The sequence below is a fragment of the Streptomyces sp. NPDC048604 genome, from assembly GCF_043199435.1.
Lineage (GTDB): Bacteria > Actinomycetota > Actinomycetes > Streptomycetales > Streptomycetaceae > Streptomyces.
In genome coordinates, this window is record NZ_JBICVX010000002.1 from 46,137 (window position 1) to 61,772 (window position 15,636).

Genomic DNA, 15,636 nt, shown 5'->3' on the forward strand with positions numbered 1-15,636 from the left:
ATCAAGTCCTCACTATTCTGCGTTCGTGCCGACGAGAGTCTTCTCCCGTGCGGCGATGGCGCGGCCGAAGGCGCGGACGATGAGCGGCAGCATGATCGCGCCGAACACGGTGAGCGCCGCCGCGAGGACGAGGACCAGCCGCTGCGGGCCCACGGTGGAGCCGGAGCCGGCCACCAGGAGGCCGGCGAAGGGCAGGGCCAGCATGTTGAGCAGGTAGAACGGCCCCATCACCTTGCCCAGGTGCTCCTCCGGCAGGACCTTGATCCGCTGCGTGCGGTTGAAGACGTTGAAGTACGTCACGCCGACCATCGCGGCGATGAACGCCGGGGCGTACAGCGCCATCGACGAGGCGACGCCGATGAGCAGCAGGCAGCCGCAGAGCAGCGCGAGGCCGAAGACTCCGAGGACCCGGACCTCGACGTGCTTGAGCAGGAACGGGATCACCAGGAGGTTGAGGATGCCGAGGACGCCGATGCAGATGTTGAGCAGGGCGAACGACGACTCCGGGGCCTTGAACACGCCGGTGACCAGGGCCGCGTTGGCCGCGAGCACGGTGGCGAAGACCAGGTTGATGGAGAAGTTGAGCGAGGCCAGCAGGACCAGCGGCCGGCTGCGGACCAGGAGCGTCCAGCCGAGCCGGAGCTCGGCGACGATCTCCCGCGCTCCGCCGTTGCTCTGCGTCCGCGTGCCGCGGGGCAGCGGCAGCCAGCAGGCCGCGGCCGCGAGGAAGATCGCCGCGGCGCCGCCGAGGAGCCAGACCTTGTCGAGGAAGGCCACGCCCAGCATGGCGAGGGCGGGGCCGACGGCCATCGCCGACACCTCCATGCTCTGCACCAGGCCCTGGACCTTGGGAAGTTCGGCGCCCTTGGCCAGCTGCGGCACGACCTTCTCGACGGACATCCGCACCGGCGCCATCAGCAGCGACAGCAGCGCTCCGGTGGCCATCAGGATCGGCGTCAGCAGGGAGGGGGCGGCGAGGCAGCCGATGAGGGCGGCGCCGAGGACGACGCCCCGGCCGGCGGTGGTGAGGGAGAACAGCCGTGCGCCGCCGTCCCGGTCGGCGAGGAGTCCCGCGAACGGGTACGCCAGCAGCGCCGGCAGCCACTCGATGGCGTACGCGAAGCCGAGCGACGACACCTCGTCGGTGTCCTGGAAGATGAGCAGCGGAACGGCGAACATCACCATCTGCTCGGCGACGATGCCGAGGAGGACACCGCAGGCGAAGAGCCTGCGGTGCAGCGCCGAGGCCGTGGGTGCGTCGGTCATCGGGGCCGTCACTGCGACTCCGGTTCCGGGACCGGGGCGGTCTCGATGCGGAACCCGGCGATGATCTTCCGGATGTCCTCCTCGACGGCCGCCTCGTCGCCGACCAGGATGAACCGCCCGCTGTGCACGGCGTCGTAACTGCCGCCCGGCTGCAGGATGTCACCCGGGTGCGGCGTCAACTCCCGCCAGACGGTGGGGAATTCGTCACTCATGGGCGTCACGGAGACGACCTTCGCCGGCAGTCCGTCCGGCTTCGGGATGATCAGCCAGCCGCCCGACGGATCGCCGTCCCTCGGCGGCAGCGTCGCCTTCCCCTCGCAGAGCGCGTCCAGCCAGGGCTCGAACAGGTTGATCCCGAAGAGCTTCTCCGTGAGGTACGGGACCTCGGCGCCGCCGATGCGGCCGGCGATCTCCAGGAAGACCAGCTCGTCGTCCGGCGTGAGGAAGACCTCGAGGTGGAACGGCATGGACGTCATGCCAAGGGCCGCCACGCACTTGCGCGCGAACTCCTCCATGCGGTCCCGCAGCGGGGAGGCCTGGAGGACGACCGAACCGAGCGGCTGTCCGCCGGACTCGTAGGACAGGCAGTCGTTGATGTAGCGGGAGACCGCCATGAACGGGATGCCCGCGTCCTCGTCCGCGAAGCCGTCGACGTGGTAGACCGGCCCCTCGACGAACTCCTCGAGCTGGTGGTCGGCGAGGTCGATCCCGTCGAGGAGCGTACGGAGCGCGGCCTCGTCGTCGACGCGGTGCACGCCCATGCTCGCCGCCCCGCCCACCGGCTTCAGGATCAGCGGGTAGCCGATCGTCCCGGCGAACCGCACCGCGTTCTCCGCGGTGCCGCAGGCGGCGAAGCGCGGCGCGCGGAGCCCGGCCTCGGTGATCAGCTCCTTCATCCGCACCTTGTCGCGGTAGACCGCGACCTCCGCGGGGCGCGGGCCGGGAATGCCGAGCGCCTCGCGCACCTCGGCCGCGATGGCCAGCGTGAACTCGGAGACGGCGATGAGCCGGTCGACCGGTCCGACCTCGTCCGCGAGCGTGCCGACGGCCGCGCGGAGCGCCTCGAAGTCGTTGACGTCCGCGACCTCGACGAGCCCGGCGATCCGCGCGGGATCCGCGCGTACGCCGGTGGCGCCGACCGGGTCGACCACGTAGCTGACGCGGTGCCGTTCGTGGTCGATGAGGTCCTCGAAGCGGCCGAGCGAGAAGTCCCAGCGCGGCCCGTCGTCAGGGAACCTGGGCCAGCGGTTGACGACAACTATGTGCACGGGTCACTCCTCCGTCGCCGCGGGGACCGTCTTGATCGAGAGGGTCCGCCGGGTGAACGCGATGGCTTCTTCCAGTTCCTCGGCCGAGTCCGCGGCGAGCACCGCGTACGCGGTTCGCTGCAGGGAGGAGGAGGTCCGTCCGACGGTGTCTCCGACCGACACCCGGAACGCCGCGTCCACGACGGCCGGGTGGGCGCGGACCTCGTCCAGTCCGTCGAGGGCGACGACCTCGCCGGGGTCGGAGACCACGAAGAGGCTGGCCGCGTGCCGCACCGGCCCCTCGGGCGGCGCCGGCAGCTCGGCGCCGACGGCGAGCCGCACCACCATCTCGAACCAGTCGATGCCGTACGTCAGCGAGCAGAGCTCCATGATGTAGTCGCCGGGCGTGCGGACCGCGACCTCCATCACGGCCGGCCCCTCGCTCGTCAGCCGGAACTCGAGGTGGACGATGCCGGTCCGCATCCCGATGGCGTCGAGGACGGCCCGGCCGAGCGCCGCGACCCGCTCGGCGTCCGCCGGCGGCAGGGGCGCGGCGGCCCGGTGTTCCAGCTCGACGAAGTGGGGCGCGCCGGTCGTGGTCTTGGCGGTGACGTTGGCGAACCAGACCTCGCCGTCCCGGACCAGGGCCTCCCAGCTGTACTCGGGCCCCTCGACCGCCTGCTCCACCAGGATCGGCCGCTCCGAGGCGCGCCGCGCCGCGGCGGCCGCGAAGGCGGCGGCGTCGGGGGCCAGTTCGACCCCGTCGCTGCCGGCCGACGACAGCGGCTTCAGCACCACGGGCAGGCGGGTGCCCGCCCACTCGGCCGCGGCCGGGGCGGCTACGTCGTCGGTGAGCAGGAACTCGGGCTGGCCGATGCCGTGGGTGCGGAACCGGCCGCGCTGCAGCGCCTTGTTCCGCGAGATCACGGCGGCCTGGAACGACGGTCCGGGCAGTCCGGCGCGGTCCTGGGCCAGGGCGGCCCCGAGGACGTGCGACTCGGTGAAGCCGAAGATGCCGGTCGGCCGGCGCGCCTCGACGGCCGCGTGGACGGTCTCGGCCCACAGCTCGTCCAGCGCACCGTACTTGCCCTGGCTCGGCACGACCTCGTCGACGAGGTGCTCGATCATGTGGGCCCAGTCGTGCGCCTCGACGGCGCGCACCCGCAGGCCGAGCCGCTTCGCGGCCGCCACGTACGGGCGGCCCATGAAGCCGACGCCGACGAGCAGTAGCTCCCCGTCCCCGGTCGGGTTCTCCTCGCGGCCGGTCACGACGCCTGCTCCTCGAGCCGGCGGATCAGCGGGGCCACGTGGGTGAAGAAGTTCCGCATCTCGTCCCGGGTCGGCCAGCCGGAGAAGATGAATTCACTGATGCCCGCGGCCTTGTAGCTGTGAATGTACGTGGCCACTTCCTCGTAACTGCCGACGATGCACAGGGCCGGTCCGCCGCGGTAGGCGACGGCGCCGGTCCAGATGTACGGCGAGAGCCATTCGCCGTCCGCTTCGTCGGCCAGCTTGTAGGAGGACTTCACGGCCTCGGAGTCGGTGGTGTTCACCCACTGGCGGATCCACGCGGTGTGGTCCTCGTCGGGATTCCGCATGAGGTTGGCGAGTTCCGCCACGGCCTCTTCGCGGGTGGGCCGGGCCAGGACGTGCATACGGGTGCCGACGCGGCAGCCGCCGTCGATGAGCGGCTTGCTCGCCTTTGCGATCCCCTCGGGGGTATCGCCGTAACGCAGCCAGCAGTCGCCGGAGGCGAGTGCGGTCTGCTGGGCGACGGTGGAGGCGCCGCTGATGTAGATCTCCGGCCGGCCGCCGCCCTTGTGGCCGAGGCCGAGCGAGGCGTCCTTGAGGGAATAGTGCTGACCGTCGTAGGTGAACGGCGACTCGCCCTCCCAGAGACCGCGGATGATCTCCAGGAATTCGTTGCAGCGCGCATAGCGCTCGTCGTGGCTGAGGAAATCGCCGTAGCCGGCCTGCTCCGCCGGGGAGATTCCGGAGACGATGTTCAGGGAGATGCGCCCGTCCGTCATCCAGGAAAGGGTGTTGACGACCTGCGCGAAAAGCGTCGGCGACATCAGTCCGGGCCGGTAGGCCAGCATGAACTTGACGCGGTCGGTCACCTGCGAGAGGGCGCCGAGTACCGGGAGCGGGTCGGGCAGGTAATTGGAGATTCCGAACAGCAGGCTGTCGACGCCGAGTTCCTCGGCCTCCTGGACGAAGTCCTTGACTTCGCCCATGTCGAGCTTGCCTATCTTGTACGTGTCCGTCGGCGTCGCCTGGCCCGTGTCGGGGGGCGAACACCAGTGAAGGCGCAGAGGAGCATCCATTGTGTGGTTTTCCCTTCTCTGTCAGGCGCCGAGCACGCGGACGCGGTCACCGATCTGGTGCCAGCGTTCGTGGGCCTCTTCGGGGGAGTCCGCCGTGAAGACGACGGCGGCGATCCGGCAGCTGTAGTCCGCCTCGTCGGTCTTGATCCCGGCGCCCGGCGCGACGAGGACGTGGCCCGCCACCACCCACGGCTCGGCCGTGAGTTCCTCCCAGCCGTCGAGGCTCCGGTACGAGCCCGCTCCGGCCGCGGTCAGGAAGCGGATGCCGGCCGCCTTGGCGACGGGCTCGCGGTGGGCGCGGGCCTCCACGGGGTCGGCGCCGGTGATGTCGGCGAGGACCTGGGCGGGAAGCGCCAGGCCGGTGGCCATCTCCATCAGTTCGGTGATCTTGTCGCCGGGCAGCCGGGCGGCGATCTCCATGAGGACCGGGCGGCCGTCGCTGAGCCGCAGCTCGCAGTGGAACGGGCCGGTCGTGATGCCCACGGCCTGGACGACGCGCAGCGCGTAGGAGGCGAGGTCCTCGCGGGTGGGCTCGTCGAGCGGGGCGGGGGTGAGGTGCCCGAGTTCGAGGAATCGCGGCTCGGGGCCGAGCAGTTTCCGCGTCACGGCCACGACGACGGCCTCGCCGTCGCGCACATAACCGTCGGCGCTGTATTCCGTGCCGGAGACGTACTGCTCGAGAATGGCGTCGTGGGTCAGCGCCCGGTCGAACTCGAGGCCTTCTTCGGCGTGCATCGCGTCCAGGGCGGCGCGCGCCTCGGCCACGCTGTCGACGCGGGAGACATGGACGCTGCCGCCGGAATCGACCGGCTTGATGACGGCGGGGAATCCCACATGGGCGCAGGCCGCGTCGAGTTCCGCGGGATCGCGGACCACCGTGAACCTCGGGACGTCCAGTCCGGCTGCGGCCACCGCCTCGCGCATACGCGCCTTGTGCCGGACCTTGTCGACGGCTGCGGGGTTCAGACCGGGAATTCCCAGCCGGGCGGAGAGAAGCGCGGCGGCCGGAACGTAGTATTCACCGCCTGCCACGACGGCGTGAATGGGAGTGCGTCGATGCGCTTCGACGACCGCGGCCTCAAGGGCGGCGTTGTCATTGGTGTCGACGGTGATTATCTCGGTGGCCAGATCACGGACGACTTCGGCGACTCGGCGGCCTTCGTCTTCGAGGGAGGCCACTAAGACGTCCCAACCGAGGGAACGGGCATGAGCGACATAGGCGTTCGCGGAGAACGCAGGCTGCACCACTAAGACGCGATAAGACACAGAAGTTCCTCGAAATCTGGCTCTGAACTCGGCGATGGTTCGCATGGAGAGCGGGCGCGGCCGGGTCATCGTTCATGTGGACGATTCATGACAATAGGCCGCGACATGTCGCGGATACCCCTGAAGTTGGCCTACGCGCAACTAAAACCAGGGTGAAGAGAAATCAACTATCCGGGTCCCCCGTGCCGCTTGCTAATCGACAATTTTCCCGTGTGATCGCCAAGACACTAAGGGTTGGCACAGTCCAAGGTCAACAGATTCCTGGAACGTGAGCGGTTCACCCGGTTTGCGCCACGTGATTTCGACTTGAAACGGAAGGTGGTGAACGGTTCCCTTCCGGGGCCGGTGGGCGTGATGAACACTGCCGGTATCGTCGGCCGCCGCCCGGCAACCGGAACAGCGGCGGGCGGGACCGCCGCGCGGGGCCCGTCGGCGCGTCGCCGTGTGATGCGCGCCTCGACCGCGCTGTTGCTGGTGTGAACCCTGAGGCAGATGGGCAGTCACAGGGCGTCCAGAAGCGGAATACAGCGTGCCTGTCCTGTGGGGGAAGTCGTGAGTGTCTGTGTGATCGGGGCGGGGCTGTCCGGGCTGGCGACGGCACACGCGCTGCACGTGCGCGGCGTCGAGTTCGTCTGCCTGGAGAAGGCACCGGACGTCGGCGGCATCTGGCGTCAGCCGGAGGCGGGCGAGCGGGGGCCGGCGTACCAGGCGCTGCACCTCAACAGCGCCCGGCAGCTCACCGGGTACACGGAGTTCCCGATGTCCGACGACCTCCCGCTCTACCCCGGGCACGCCGACATCGCCGCCTATCTGCGCTCGTTCGCCGACTGGGCCGGGCTGCGGTCCCGTATCGAGTTCGGCGTCGAGGTGCTCTCCGTCCGGCAGGACGCCGACGGGCTCTGGAAGGTCGGCAGCCGGGACGCGCGGGGCGACGTCCGCGAGCGTGTCTTCGAGCAGGTCGTCGTCGCGTCCGGGCACCACTCCGTGCCCGCCCTTCCCGATCCGCTGCCCGCCGGGGCCGGATCCTTCGGCGGAAGGATTCTGCACTCCATGGACTACGGTGACGGGCGCGAGTTCGCCGGGCAGCGGGTGGTCGTCGTCGGCATGGGCGCCTCCGGCGTGGACATCGCCGCGGACCTCTCCCGGCACGCCGGGCAGACCCTGCTCTCCGTTCGCCGCGGGCTGCACATCGTGCCGAAGCAGCTCTTCGGCATCCCGGTCGACCTCATCGCCGAGGCCCCCTGGTTCACCCGCATGTCCTTCGCCGAACAGCGCCGCTTCGTCGAGCAGGCGCTGCTCGTGGCGCGCGGCCGGCTCTCGGACTACGGGCTGCCCGAGCCCGACCACCCGATCTTCTCCTCGGCCGTGACCATCTCCGACGAGATCCTCAGCTGCATCCGGCACGGGTCCGTCACGCCGAAGCCCGCGGTCGCGTCCTTCGACGGCGACCGCGTCGTCTTCGCCGACGGGACCTCCGTGGAGGCCGACGCCGTCGTCTACTGCACCGGCTTCCACATGGACTTCCCCTTCCTGCCGGACGAGTGCCCGACGGGCGCCGACGGCACGGTCGAGCTGTACAAGCGGGTCGTCCCCGCCGACCGCCCCGGGCTGTACTTCGTCGGGCTCATCCGCCCGGTGGGCTCCATCACGCGCCTCGTCGAGGCGCAGGCCCGCTGGGTCGGGGACCTCGTGGCCGGCCGGACCGCGCTTCCGCCCGAGGGCGAGATGCGCGCCGAGATCGACGCGTACCTCGCCGGCGTCGCCGAGCGGTACGGCAGCAGCAGCGGCCATTCCGTGCAGGTGGACGTCGGCTCCTATCTGCGGGAGCTCCGCGAGCTGCAGAGCGTCTGAGCCCGGGTCCGGGCTTCGCGTGAAGCTCCCGCCGGTGGGCTCGGGAGCTTCGCCGCAACCTGGGGCCGGGGCCGTCGGAGCACCGGCACGGTCTGTGCCTCGAGCACCGGCACGGCCGGGGCCTCAGGGCACCGGCACGGCCTGCCGGAGCGCCGTCGCGCGCGGCGGCCTGACCTCGTACGCCTCCGAGGACAGGTACGCGGTCACCCGCGGCGGCCTGCCCGTCTGGTGCGCGAGGCCGAGGTAGGCGATGAGCCCGACCCCGTCCTCGAGCCGGCGCGAGGTGACGGCAGGCAGCGACCTCAGGAGAGGGGTGGGGTCGGTGCCGAGTCCGTCGAGGACGGTCAGCGCCCGGTCGAGCGCCTCCCGGTCGTGCGCGGCGTGCTCCCGGACCGGGACGTAGAGCGTGAAGCCGCTCGGACGGCCGCTCGCCGTCTCGGTGAAGGCGTGGCAGGACTGGAACGGGCGCAGCTCGCGCGCATCGTCGCCCGCGCCGCCGGTGACCCGGCCGGTCGTGGTGCGGAAGAAGTCCCGTACGAGTGCGGGGTCCAGCTCGCCGGGCGCCCGGGAGAGCCCCGCCGCCTCCCCGGCCGTCAGCCCGTGGTGGGCCAGGTAGACCTTCACCCGGGGGGTCTCCCAGGCGCCCAGGTCCAGGGCGAAGAACAGGTGCCGGTCGCCCGGCGGCAGCGCGTCGAACGCGCGCCGGTGGCCGAGCCGGTGCAGGGCCTCCCGTACGGTCGCGGCGGACCGTTCCGCCCCGTTGGCCGCGGGGTTCAGGTAGACCTTGACCTTGGGCGTCCCGCCGGCGCGCAGTTCCAGCGCGCACCACAGCGCGAACGCGCCCTGGGGGTCGTCCGGCAGGAACAGGTCCGCCAGTTCGTCGAGCCGTTCGGTGTCGAAGCCCCAATTCCGGCCCATCGCGCGGACGACCTGCAGGCCGATGCGGCCGTTCTGCGCCAGGTCGTCGGCGCCGCAGCCGGGTTCGAGCAGGACCCGCAGGGTGGGCGGCGCGCTGCCCTCGAAGGAGAGCGAGAACTCGACCGGCGTGTGGTCGTCGGAGAGGAACGACCGGTCGGGCGCCGGCAGGTCCAGCGGCCGGTCGGCCACCGGGCCGAGCGCCGCGATCAGGGTCCGGGCGTGGTCCGCGCCCTCGGCCTCGTCCAGCCCCGCGGTCTCGCAGAGCCGGAGCAGCTGGCCCGTGACATGTGCGCCGAGGGTCTGTCTGCGCGGTGCCGCGGGGCCTTGTCTGCCCGGTCCCGAGGGACGGGGGCGCCGGGACGCGGTCACCGGCCCTCCTCGGTCCGGCCGGGGCAGACGCACGGATACCCGCCGGTGGGGCGGGTATCCGTGGGGGTCGCTGGGGCGACGGGGTGCTGCGGGTGAGCGCCGGCTATCGGTATGTGATCCGACACGACACCTCCTCAGTCTCATGAGTTACGCGGAATGACTCATACCGCGTGCCTCACTACCCGTCAGGTCCGACGTCCATGCCGGGGTGGACATGTTGCAGGTGTTGGGTGGATCACTTCTTGAGCCAGCTGAGGAACGAGCTCCACATACCGGTCCGTTCGGGCGACGGCTCGGCCGCGGCCTGCTCGGCGCGGGCCGGCGCCGCGTCCCGCACCATGGTGCGCGCGGGCGACACCGTGATCGGGGTGAAGCGGGCCGGAAGCACGGTCAGACCGCGGCTGAACGCGCCCGGACGCCACGTCAGACTGTCGTCGGGCACGGCGAGTTCGACGTCGGGCAGCCGGTTGAGCAGATTCTCGACGGCGGTGACCGTGATCTGCCGGGCCGGGTCCTTCGACGGGCAGCCGTGCGGTCCGGCGCTCCACGCCAGGTGGGCGCGGTTGCTGCCGGTCTGCCGGGAGGAGGCCAGCGCCGGGTCCGAGTTGGCGGCGGCGAAGCTGACCAGGACGAGGTCGCCGGCGCGCAGCCACTGACCGGCGAACTCCATGTCGGAGGCCGGGTAGTGGGGCGCGAGGTTGGCGATCGGGGGGTTCTCCCACAGCGTGTCGTCCAGGGCCTCGTCGATCAGCCCGCCCCGGTACGCGTAGTCGTCGTGGGTGAGCAGCCGGTGCAGGGTGTTGCCGATGAGGTTGCGCATCGGCTCCGCGCCCGCGGCGAGCAGCAGCGCCAGCTGGTGGACCATCTCCGCGTCGGTCAGCTTGACCTGGTGCTGCATCAGCCACGAGGTGACGTCGTCGCCGGGCGCGTTCCGCTTCAGGGCGACGAGTTCGCCGACGGCCCCGTACAGGACCTCGGCGGCCTTCTCGGCGTTCACACCCTCGAACATGCCGTTGATGCCGAAGAAGACCCGGTCCCCGATGTCCGCCGGGCACCCGAAGAGCTGGTTGAACACGAACAGCGGGAGCATCTTGGCGTAGTCGCCGAGCAGGTCCGCCGAGCCGCGGGAGCCGAACTGGGCGATCAGGTAGTCCGAGATCTGCTCGGTGCGCCGGCTCAGCCGGTTCGTGTCGATGCGGGCCATGCTGTCGGTGATGGCCATGCGCAGCCGGGCGTGCTCGGCGCCGTCGCTGAACATGGCGTTGGGGCGGTACGACAGCAGCGGGGCGACCGGGCTGTCCGGCGGGATCAGGCCCTCCTGGAACGCCCGCCAGCGGCGCGCGTCCTTGCGGAAGGAGCCGTTGTCCTGGAGCAGCTGGAGAGCCGTCGGGTAGTCGGTGACGAGGGTGGCCTCGACGCCGGGGGCGAGCTCCACGGGCGCGGTCGGGCCGTAGTGGCGCAGGTACGCGTAGTACGCCTGCGGGTCGGCCGCGAACTCCGGCCCGTACAGCGGAACGCGGCCGCCCAGGGCGTGGGCGGGACATCCGGGCGGGGGCACCGGAGTGGGGGTCGATGCGTCCATATCGGCTTACTGCTCCTGTTGGGCACGGTCCAGCAAAAAGCGGACGAGAGTGGTGAGAGCTGCGGCGGACGACGCCTCGTCGCGCGCGTCGCAGGTGACGACGGGGGTGTCGTCGAGAAGGTCCAGTGCCTCACGGAGCGCCGTCTCGTCCCGCAGCGGGGAACCGTCGAAGTGGTTGACGGCGATGGCGTAGTCGAGTCCGTAGTGCTCGATCAGGTCGATGACCTCGAAGGAGTCGGCCAGCCGCTCGGGGTCGACGAGGACCAGTGCGCCGAGCGCGCCGCGCGCGAGGTCCTCCCACACCTGGACGAACCGCTGCTGGCCGGGCGTTCCGAAGAGGTACAGCACGACGCGCTCGCTGATCGTCAGCCGGCCGAAGTCCATGGCCACCGTGGTGGTGGTCTTGCTCCGGACGCCCTTGAGGTCGTCGACCTGCTCCGCGGCGCGGGTCATCCGCTCCTCGGTGGACAGCGGCTCGATCTCGGAGATGGCGCCGATGAAGGTGGTCTTGCCGACGGCGAAGTGCCCGACGACGAGGATCTTCACCGGGATCTGCGTCGCGCCGTCCTGGACGTAGTCCTGCTCACCCAAACTTGCGGCGGAGACCATTGAGCACCTCCTCCAGGATCTCCCGGTCGGCGAGCGGCGCCCGGGCCACCGGGGCGCGGGTGAGGAGATAGCCGCCCTCGGTCAGCGAGGCGAGCAGGATCTTCACCACGCCCAGCGGCAGCCGCGTGTGCCCGGCGATCTCGGCCACCGACAGGTAGCCGGCCGAGCAGATGTCGAGCAGCCGCTGCTCCTCGGGGGACAGTCGGGTCGGCCGCTGCAGGCCCTCCTCCGGCGCCGCCGTCACCAGGGTGATCAGCGAGAGCTGCGCGTCGTCCGGCAGGCCGCGGCCCTTGGTGATGACGTACGGCCGCACCAGTTCGGCGGCCTCCGGCTCCCACATCTCGGCCCCGGTCATGAGCGCGCGCCGAGGTTTTCGCGGGGCGGGGTCATGAGCACCTTGCCGAGCTGGCCGACGAGCTGCTGCATGCGGAAGGTGATGTCCGCCATGTCGACGTCGGGACCGGCCGAGACGCCGAGGTAGGCGCCCTCGCCGGCGGAGATCAGGAAGACCCAGCCGCCGTCGAACTCGACGAGCGTCTGGCGCCAGCCGGCCCGCGGGTCCTCACAGAAGAACCCGAGCGAGCGGCTGAGCGACTGCACTCCGCTCATCGCGGCGGCGACGCGGTCCGCGTTGTCCTTGTCGAAGTCCTTCGTCCGGGCCATCAGCAGCCCGTCGGCGGATATCAGGACCGCGTGCAGTGCCCCGGGAATCTCCAGGGCGCTGTCGAGCATCCATGACAGATCGTCGTTCACGAGACCTCATGTCCTTCACTGCTAGCACCACGGGTGCTGCTGGTCGGGTCCACTACCTCCGGGTGGGTGGACCGGCCTGACTGGGTGCCCCGCTGGAAGGCGCCCATGATCGCCGCCGCCTCCGCGCCGCTGCGGCCGGAGGTCCGCGCGCCGGGGGCGCTGTTCGGCACGATGGCCATCGGCCGCTTGCGGCGGCGACGGGGCAGGCCGTCGGAGGTGGCGTCGAGGGTCGGTCCGGAGTCGGGGCCGACGGCCTGCGGCAGACCGGCCTGGGCCATGCCGGCCTGCGGCATGGGAGCCTGCGTCATGCCGGGCTGCGGCATGGCGGCCTGAGGCATGGCGGTCGGCATGGGCGGGGCCGCGGGCCGGTGGTCCGGCATGCCGGTGAGCAGGTCGTGCGGGAGCAGGACGACGGCGCGCACGCCGCCGTACGGGGACGAGGAGTCCACGGACACCTCGAAGCCGAAGCGCTCGCACAGCACGCCGATGACGGCGAAGCCGAACTGCGGCGGGTTGCCGAGTCCGGAGACGCCGTTGACGCGGTTGCTGGTCAACAGCCGCTCGGCGCGGGCCCGCTCCTCGTCGTTCATGCCGACGCCGGCGTCGTCGACGACGATGCAGACGCCCTTGGGCACGGTCCGGGTGTTGATCTCGACGACGGTGTCCGGGCTGGAGTAGCTGGTCGCGTTGTCGAGCAGCTCGGCGAGCGCCAGGGCCACCGGCTCGACGGCGCGGCTGGTGATGCCGAAGTCGACCCGGGAGAGGATCTCCACCCGGCGGAAGTGCCGGACCCGGCCCTGGGCGCTGCGGACCACGTCGTACACGGAGGCGACGTCGCGGTGCCGGCCCAGCCAGCCGTCGCAGAGGACGGCGATGGACTGCGCGCGCCGGCCGAACTGCGAGTTGGTGTGGTCGATCTCCAGGAGGTCCTGGAGCATGGCGGACTCGCCGTACTTGTTCTGCAGCCGCGAGACGATCAGCTGCTGCTCGGCGGCGAGGCCCTGCAGCGTCCGCATGGCGGACTTGAGGACGGTCTTGGTGCCTTCCTCGGCCTGTTCCTGCGCAGCCGCAACGGACTGCGTGTAGCGGTTCTCCAGGTCGGAGTAGTGGGTCCTGAGTCCGTCGATCTCCTGCCGCAGGGCCCGGCCCGTGCCGCGCAGGCGGACGATGACGGCGACAGCGGCAAGAACGAGGACCAACAAAACCCAGAGCACAGGGTTCTGTATGTATTCCGTCATAAGACTCTCTTCAGGCGACCGACGGCCAGTAGCTGCATTCCCCTCGATGCGGGTGAACCGGCGGATCCTTCCCGAAGCTCTTTGAGCTGGGGGATACCCCAACGCATCGGGACGCCGCTCGGACCGCCCATGTTGTGGAGGTGCTGTCCTGCGCTCATCCGCCCGCCCCGCTTGCGCGCAGATCGTATCACTGTGCGATTACGTGACGGTCAGTCAATAGACGGGAGGCGTAAAAGAGTCGGTCTTCGACTGTGGTTCTTCGCTGACCTGCGGCGAAGCCGCGGAAGCGCGGTGACTGTCAGTGTCGTGTGGCAGCATCCGGCCCCATGTCAGACGTGAACGACTTCGCAGTCGCATCCGAAGAGGCGGCGGTCCTGGCGGGGCTCCCCGAGGACGAGCAGGCGCTGTTCGCCGCGATGCACCCGTCCGACACCTACAGCCCGCCGGACGGCTACGCCGAGCGGTGGCGGCGGATATCCGGCATACCGGCGTACGCGACCTACGCCCGCCGTGCGTTGGAGGCGGCGGCGGAGCGCGTCGGGGCGATCGGGCGGGGCGAGCTCCCGTACGCGGCGGAGAAGGCGTTCACCGCGGACGAGGTCGCCGCCCTCGGGCGCGCGGCCCGCACCGCGCTGTTCCGCGACGAGCCCTGGCTGCCCGCGCTGCTCGACGGGCTGCTGCCCGGCGTCGCGGTCGCCCCGACCGCCGCGAGGACGCTGCCGTCCCAGGCGCTGCTCTTCGAACTCGTCCGGGCCGGGCGGGACTTCCCCACCCCCGAGCTGGTCACCGCCGTCCGCGCCGCCCGCGCGGCCACCCGGCACGCCGGGGTGCCCAAGCAGCTCGAAAAGAACCTCAAGAAGGTCGAGGCGAACCTGGTCGAGCGCGTCGAGGTGGCGCTGCGGCAGCCCACGCTCGGCTTCGGCCCGGACGGCGTGCTGCGCCGCGAACTCGGGCCGTACGAGGCCGTCGTCACCGCCGGCGCCGGCGGCGCGACGCTGACCTGGTCCAAGGACGGCCAGGCGCTGCGGTCCGTGCCCGCGCCCGCCCGCCGCGACCACCCCGCCGCGGTCAAGGAGCTGCGCGACCTGGTCAAGCGGGTCGACATCCAGCACCGCACCCTCGCCCGGGCGCTGGAGGCCGGCTGGACCGCCGACATGATCCCCCCGTACCGGCGCTGGCGCGCCGAGCTGGCCGAACACCCGGTCGCGCGGGCCGTGGTGCGCCGGCTCGTCTGGGAGATCGAGACGGCGCCGGGGCGGTGGCAGGCCGTGCTGCCGGAGTTCGATGCGCTGCCCGACGCGCCCGAGGACGCGGCCGTACGGCTCTGGCACCCGCTGCGCTCCGACCCGCGGACCGTGGAGTCCTGGCGCGACCTGCTCACCGAGCGGCAGCTGCGCCAGCCGTTCAAGCAGGCGTTCCGGGAGATCTACCGGCTCACCCCGGCCGAGGAGGAGACCCGCGACCACTCCGACCGCTTCGCCGGCCATCTCGTCCACTACCGCCGCATGTTCGCGCTGTTCCGGGCCCGTTCGTGGACCAGCAGGCTGCTCGGGCCCTGGGACTCGGGGTACGACGACGCGGCCTCGCGCACGCTGGCGGCGGGGGAGTGGGAGGTCGGCTTCCATCACGTCCTGGCGGACTGGTCGGAGGAGGACGTCATCGCCTCCACCGACCAGGTGCGCTTCCGGCGCCGCACCTCCGGCGGCATGCGCCCGGCCCCGCTCACCGAGGTGCCGCCGCTGGTGCTCAGCGAGGCGATGCGCGACGTGGACCTGTTCGTCGGCGTGACCTCGATCGCCGCCGACCCGGACTGGCAGGAGGGAGGACGGCGGCCGTACTGGGAGCAGGCGGGCTTCGGCGAGCTGAACGGGACCGCGACGACGCGCCGCGACGCGCTCGCACGGATCCTGCCCCGGCTGAAGATCGCCGACCGCTGCGCCCTGGAGGAGCGGTGCCTGGTCGTCCGCGGAGAGCTGAGCACCTACAAGATCCACCTGGGCTCGGCGAACATCAGGATGACGCCGGACGACGCGTACCTGTGCGTGGTCCCGGCGCCGCGGAAGTCGGACGGCACGGTGTTCCTGCCGTTCGAGGACGACCGGCTCTCGCTGATCCTCAGCAAGGCGTTCCTGCTCGCGGACGACGCGAGCATCACGGACGATTCGATCCTGAACCAGATCAAGCGGCACAGCAGTTGAGACGAACGGAGT

14 protein-coding genes are annotated in these 15,636 nt (G+C 71.2%); 3 read left to right on the forward strand and 11 right to left on the reverse strand.

Going from position 1 to position 15,636, the window contains the following annotated elements:
• Window positions 1–12: 12 nt before the first annotated feature.
• From ACGFMM_RS04020 to ACGFMM_RS04040, 5 genes are read right to left on the reverse strand one after another with little or no spacing between them, the layout of a single operon-like run.
• Entirely contained in the window at window positions 13–1,266 is a 1,254-nt protein-coding gene (locus ACGFMM_RS04020) for an MFS transporter (protein WP_393642891.1), read from the reverse strand.
• 8 nt (window positions 1,267–1,274) lie between these two features.
• Window positions 1,275–2,534, reverse strand: coding sequence for an acetyl-CoA carboxylase biotin carboxylase subunit family protein (locus tag ACGFMM_RS04025; RefSeq protein ID WP_393642893.1), 1,260 nt, complete (start codon window positions 2,532–2,534; stop codon window positions 1,275–1,277).
• 3 nt (window positions 2,535–2,537) lie between these two features.
• On the reverse strand, window positions 2,538–3,782 hold the full coding sequence (locus ACGFMM_RS04030; protein WP_393642895.1) for an ATP-grasp domain-containing protein: 1,245 nt from the start codon (window positions 3,780–3,782) through the stop codon (window positions 2,538–2,540).
• Window positions 3,779–4,840 carry an LLM class flavin-dependent oxidoreductase gene (locus ACGFMM_RS04035; RefSeq protein ID WP_393642897.1) on the reverse strand — a complete coding sequence of 354 codons (1,062 nt, stop codon included), beginning with the start codon at window positions 4,838–4,840 and terminating at the stop codon, window positions 3,779–3,781. Before ACGFMM_RS04035 ends, ACGFMM_RS04030 begins: the two co-directional genes overlap by 4 nt.
• 21 nt (window positions 4,841–4,861) lie before the next feature.
• A complete protein-coding gene (locus tag ACGFMM_RS04040; RefSeq protein ID WP_393642898.1) occupies window positions 4,862–6,175 on the reverse strand; it encodes an ATP-grasp domain-containing protein in 1,314 nt (437 codons plus the stop codon).
• Between the two features lie 165 nt (window positions 6,176–6,340).
• On the opposite strand from ACGFMM_RS04040, the gene ACGFMM_RS04045 reads away from it, so the two are divergent.
• Window positions 6,341–6,586: a hypothetical protein gene (locus tag ACGFMM_RS04045; protein WP_393642900.1), complete on the forward strand. Its 246-nt coding sequence runs from the start codon at window positions 6,341–6,343 to the stop codon at window positions 6,584–6,586.
• 72 nt (window positions 6,587–6,658) lie between these two features.
• A complete protein-coding gene (locus ACGFMM_RS04050; protein ID WP_393642902.1) occupies window positions 6,659–7,957 on the forward strand; it encodes a flavin-containing monooxygenase in 1,299 nt (432 codons plus the stop codon).
• A 123-nt stretch (window positions 7,958–8,080) separates the two neighbouring features.
• On the opposite strand, the gene ACGFMM_RS04055 is transcribed toward ACGFMM_RS04050, so the two are convergent.
• The 6 genes from ACGFMM_RS04055 to ACGFMM_RS04080 all read right to left on the reverse strand — a co-directional run bounded on the left by ACGFMM_RS04055 (window position 8,081) and on the right by ACGFMM_RS04080 (window position 13,426).
• Window positions 8,081–9,244, reverse strand: a complete 1,164-nt coding sequence (locus ACGFMM_RS04055; protein WP_393642903.1) for a tryptophan dimethylallyltransferase family protein — start codon at window positions 9,242–9,244, stop codon at window positions 8,081–8,083.
• Window positions 9,245–9,479: 235 nt separating this feature from the next.
• A complete protein-coding gene (locus ACGFMM_RS04060; protein ID WP_393642905.1) occupies window positions 9,480–10,826 on the reverse strand; it encodes a cytochrome P450 in 1,347 nt (448 codons plus the stop codon).
• A gap of 6 nt (window positions 10,827–10,832) precedes the next feature.
• Window positions 10,833–11,435 (reverse strand): ATP/GTP-binding protein, encoded by a 603-nt coding sequence (locus tag ACGFMM_RS04065; protein WP_393642907.1) that lies wholly within the window; start codon window positions 11,433–11,435, stop codon window positions 10,833–10,835.
• Entirely contained in the window at window positions 11,410–11,790 is a 381-nt protein-coding gene (locus ACGFMM_RS04070; RefSeq protein ID WP_393642909.1) for a DUF742 domain-containing protein, read from the reverse strand. The genes ACGFMM_RS04065 and ACGFMM_RS04070 overlap by 26 nt, the downstream gene beginning before the upstream one ends.
• Window positions 11,787–12,188: a roadblock/LC7 domain-containing protein gene (locus tag ACGFMM_RS04075; protein WP_393642911.1), complete on the reverse strand. Its 402-nt coding sequence runs from the start codon at window positions 12,186–12,188 to the stop codon at window positions 11,787–11,789. The genes ACGFMM_RS04070 and ACGFMM_RS04075 overlap by 4 nt, the downstream gene beginning before the upstream one ends.
• The gene (locus ACGFMM_RS04080; RefSeq protein WP_393642912.1) at window positions 12,185–13,426 is read right to left on the reverse strand and encodes an ATP-binding protein; all 1,242 of its coding nucleotides are present in this window, start codon (window positions 13,424–13,426) and stop codon (window positions 12,185–12,187) included. The genes ACGFMM_RS04075 and ACGFMM_RS04080 overlap by 4 nt, the downstream gene beginning before the upstream one ends.
• 326 nt (window positions 13,427–13,752) lie before the next feature.
• Here ACGFMM_RS04080 and ACGFMM_RS04085 point away from each other — a divergent pair, with 326 nt between their 5' ends.
• Entirely contained in the window at window positions 13,753–15,624 is a 1,872-nt protein-coding gene (locus tag ACGFMM_RS04085) for a DUF4132 domain-containing protein (RefSeq protein WP_393642914.1), read from the forward strand.
• Window positions 15,625–15,636: the final 12 nt, after the last annotated feature.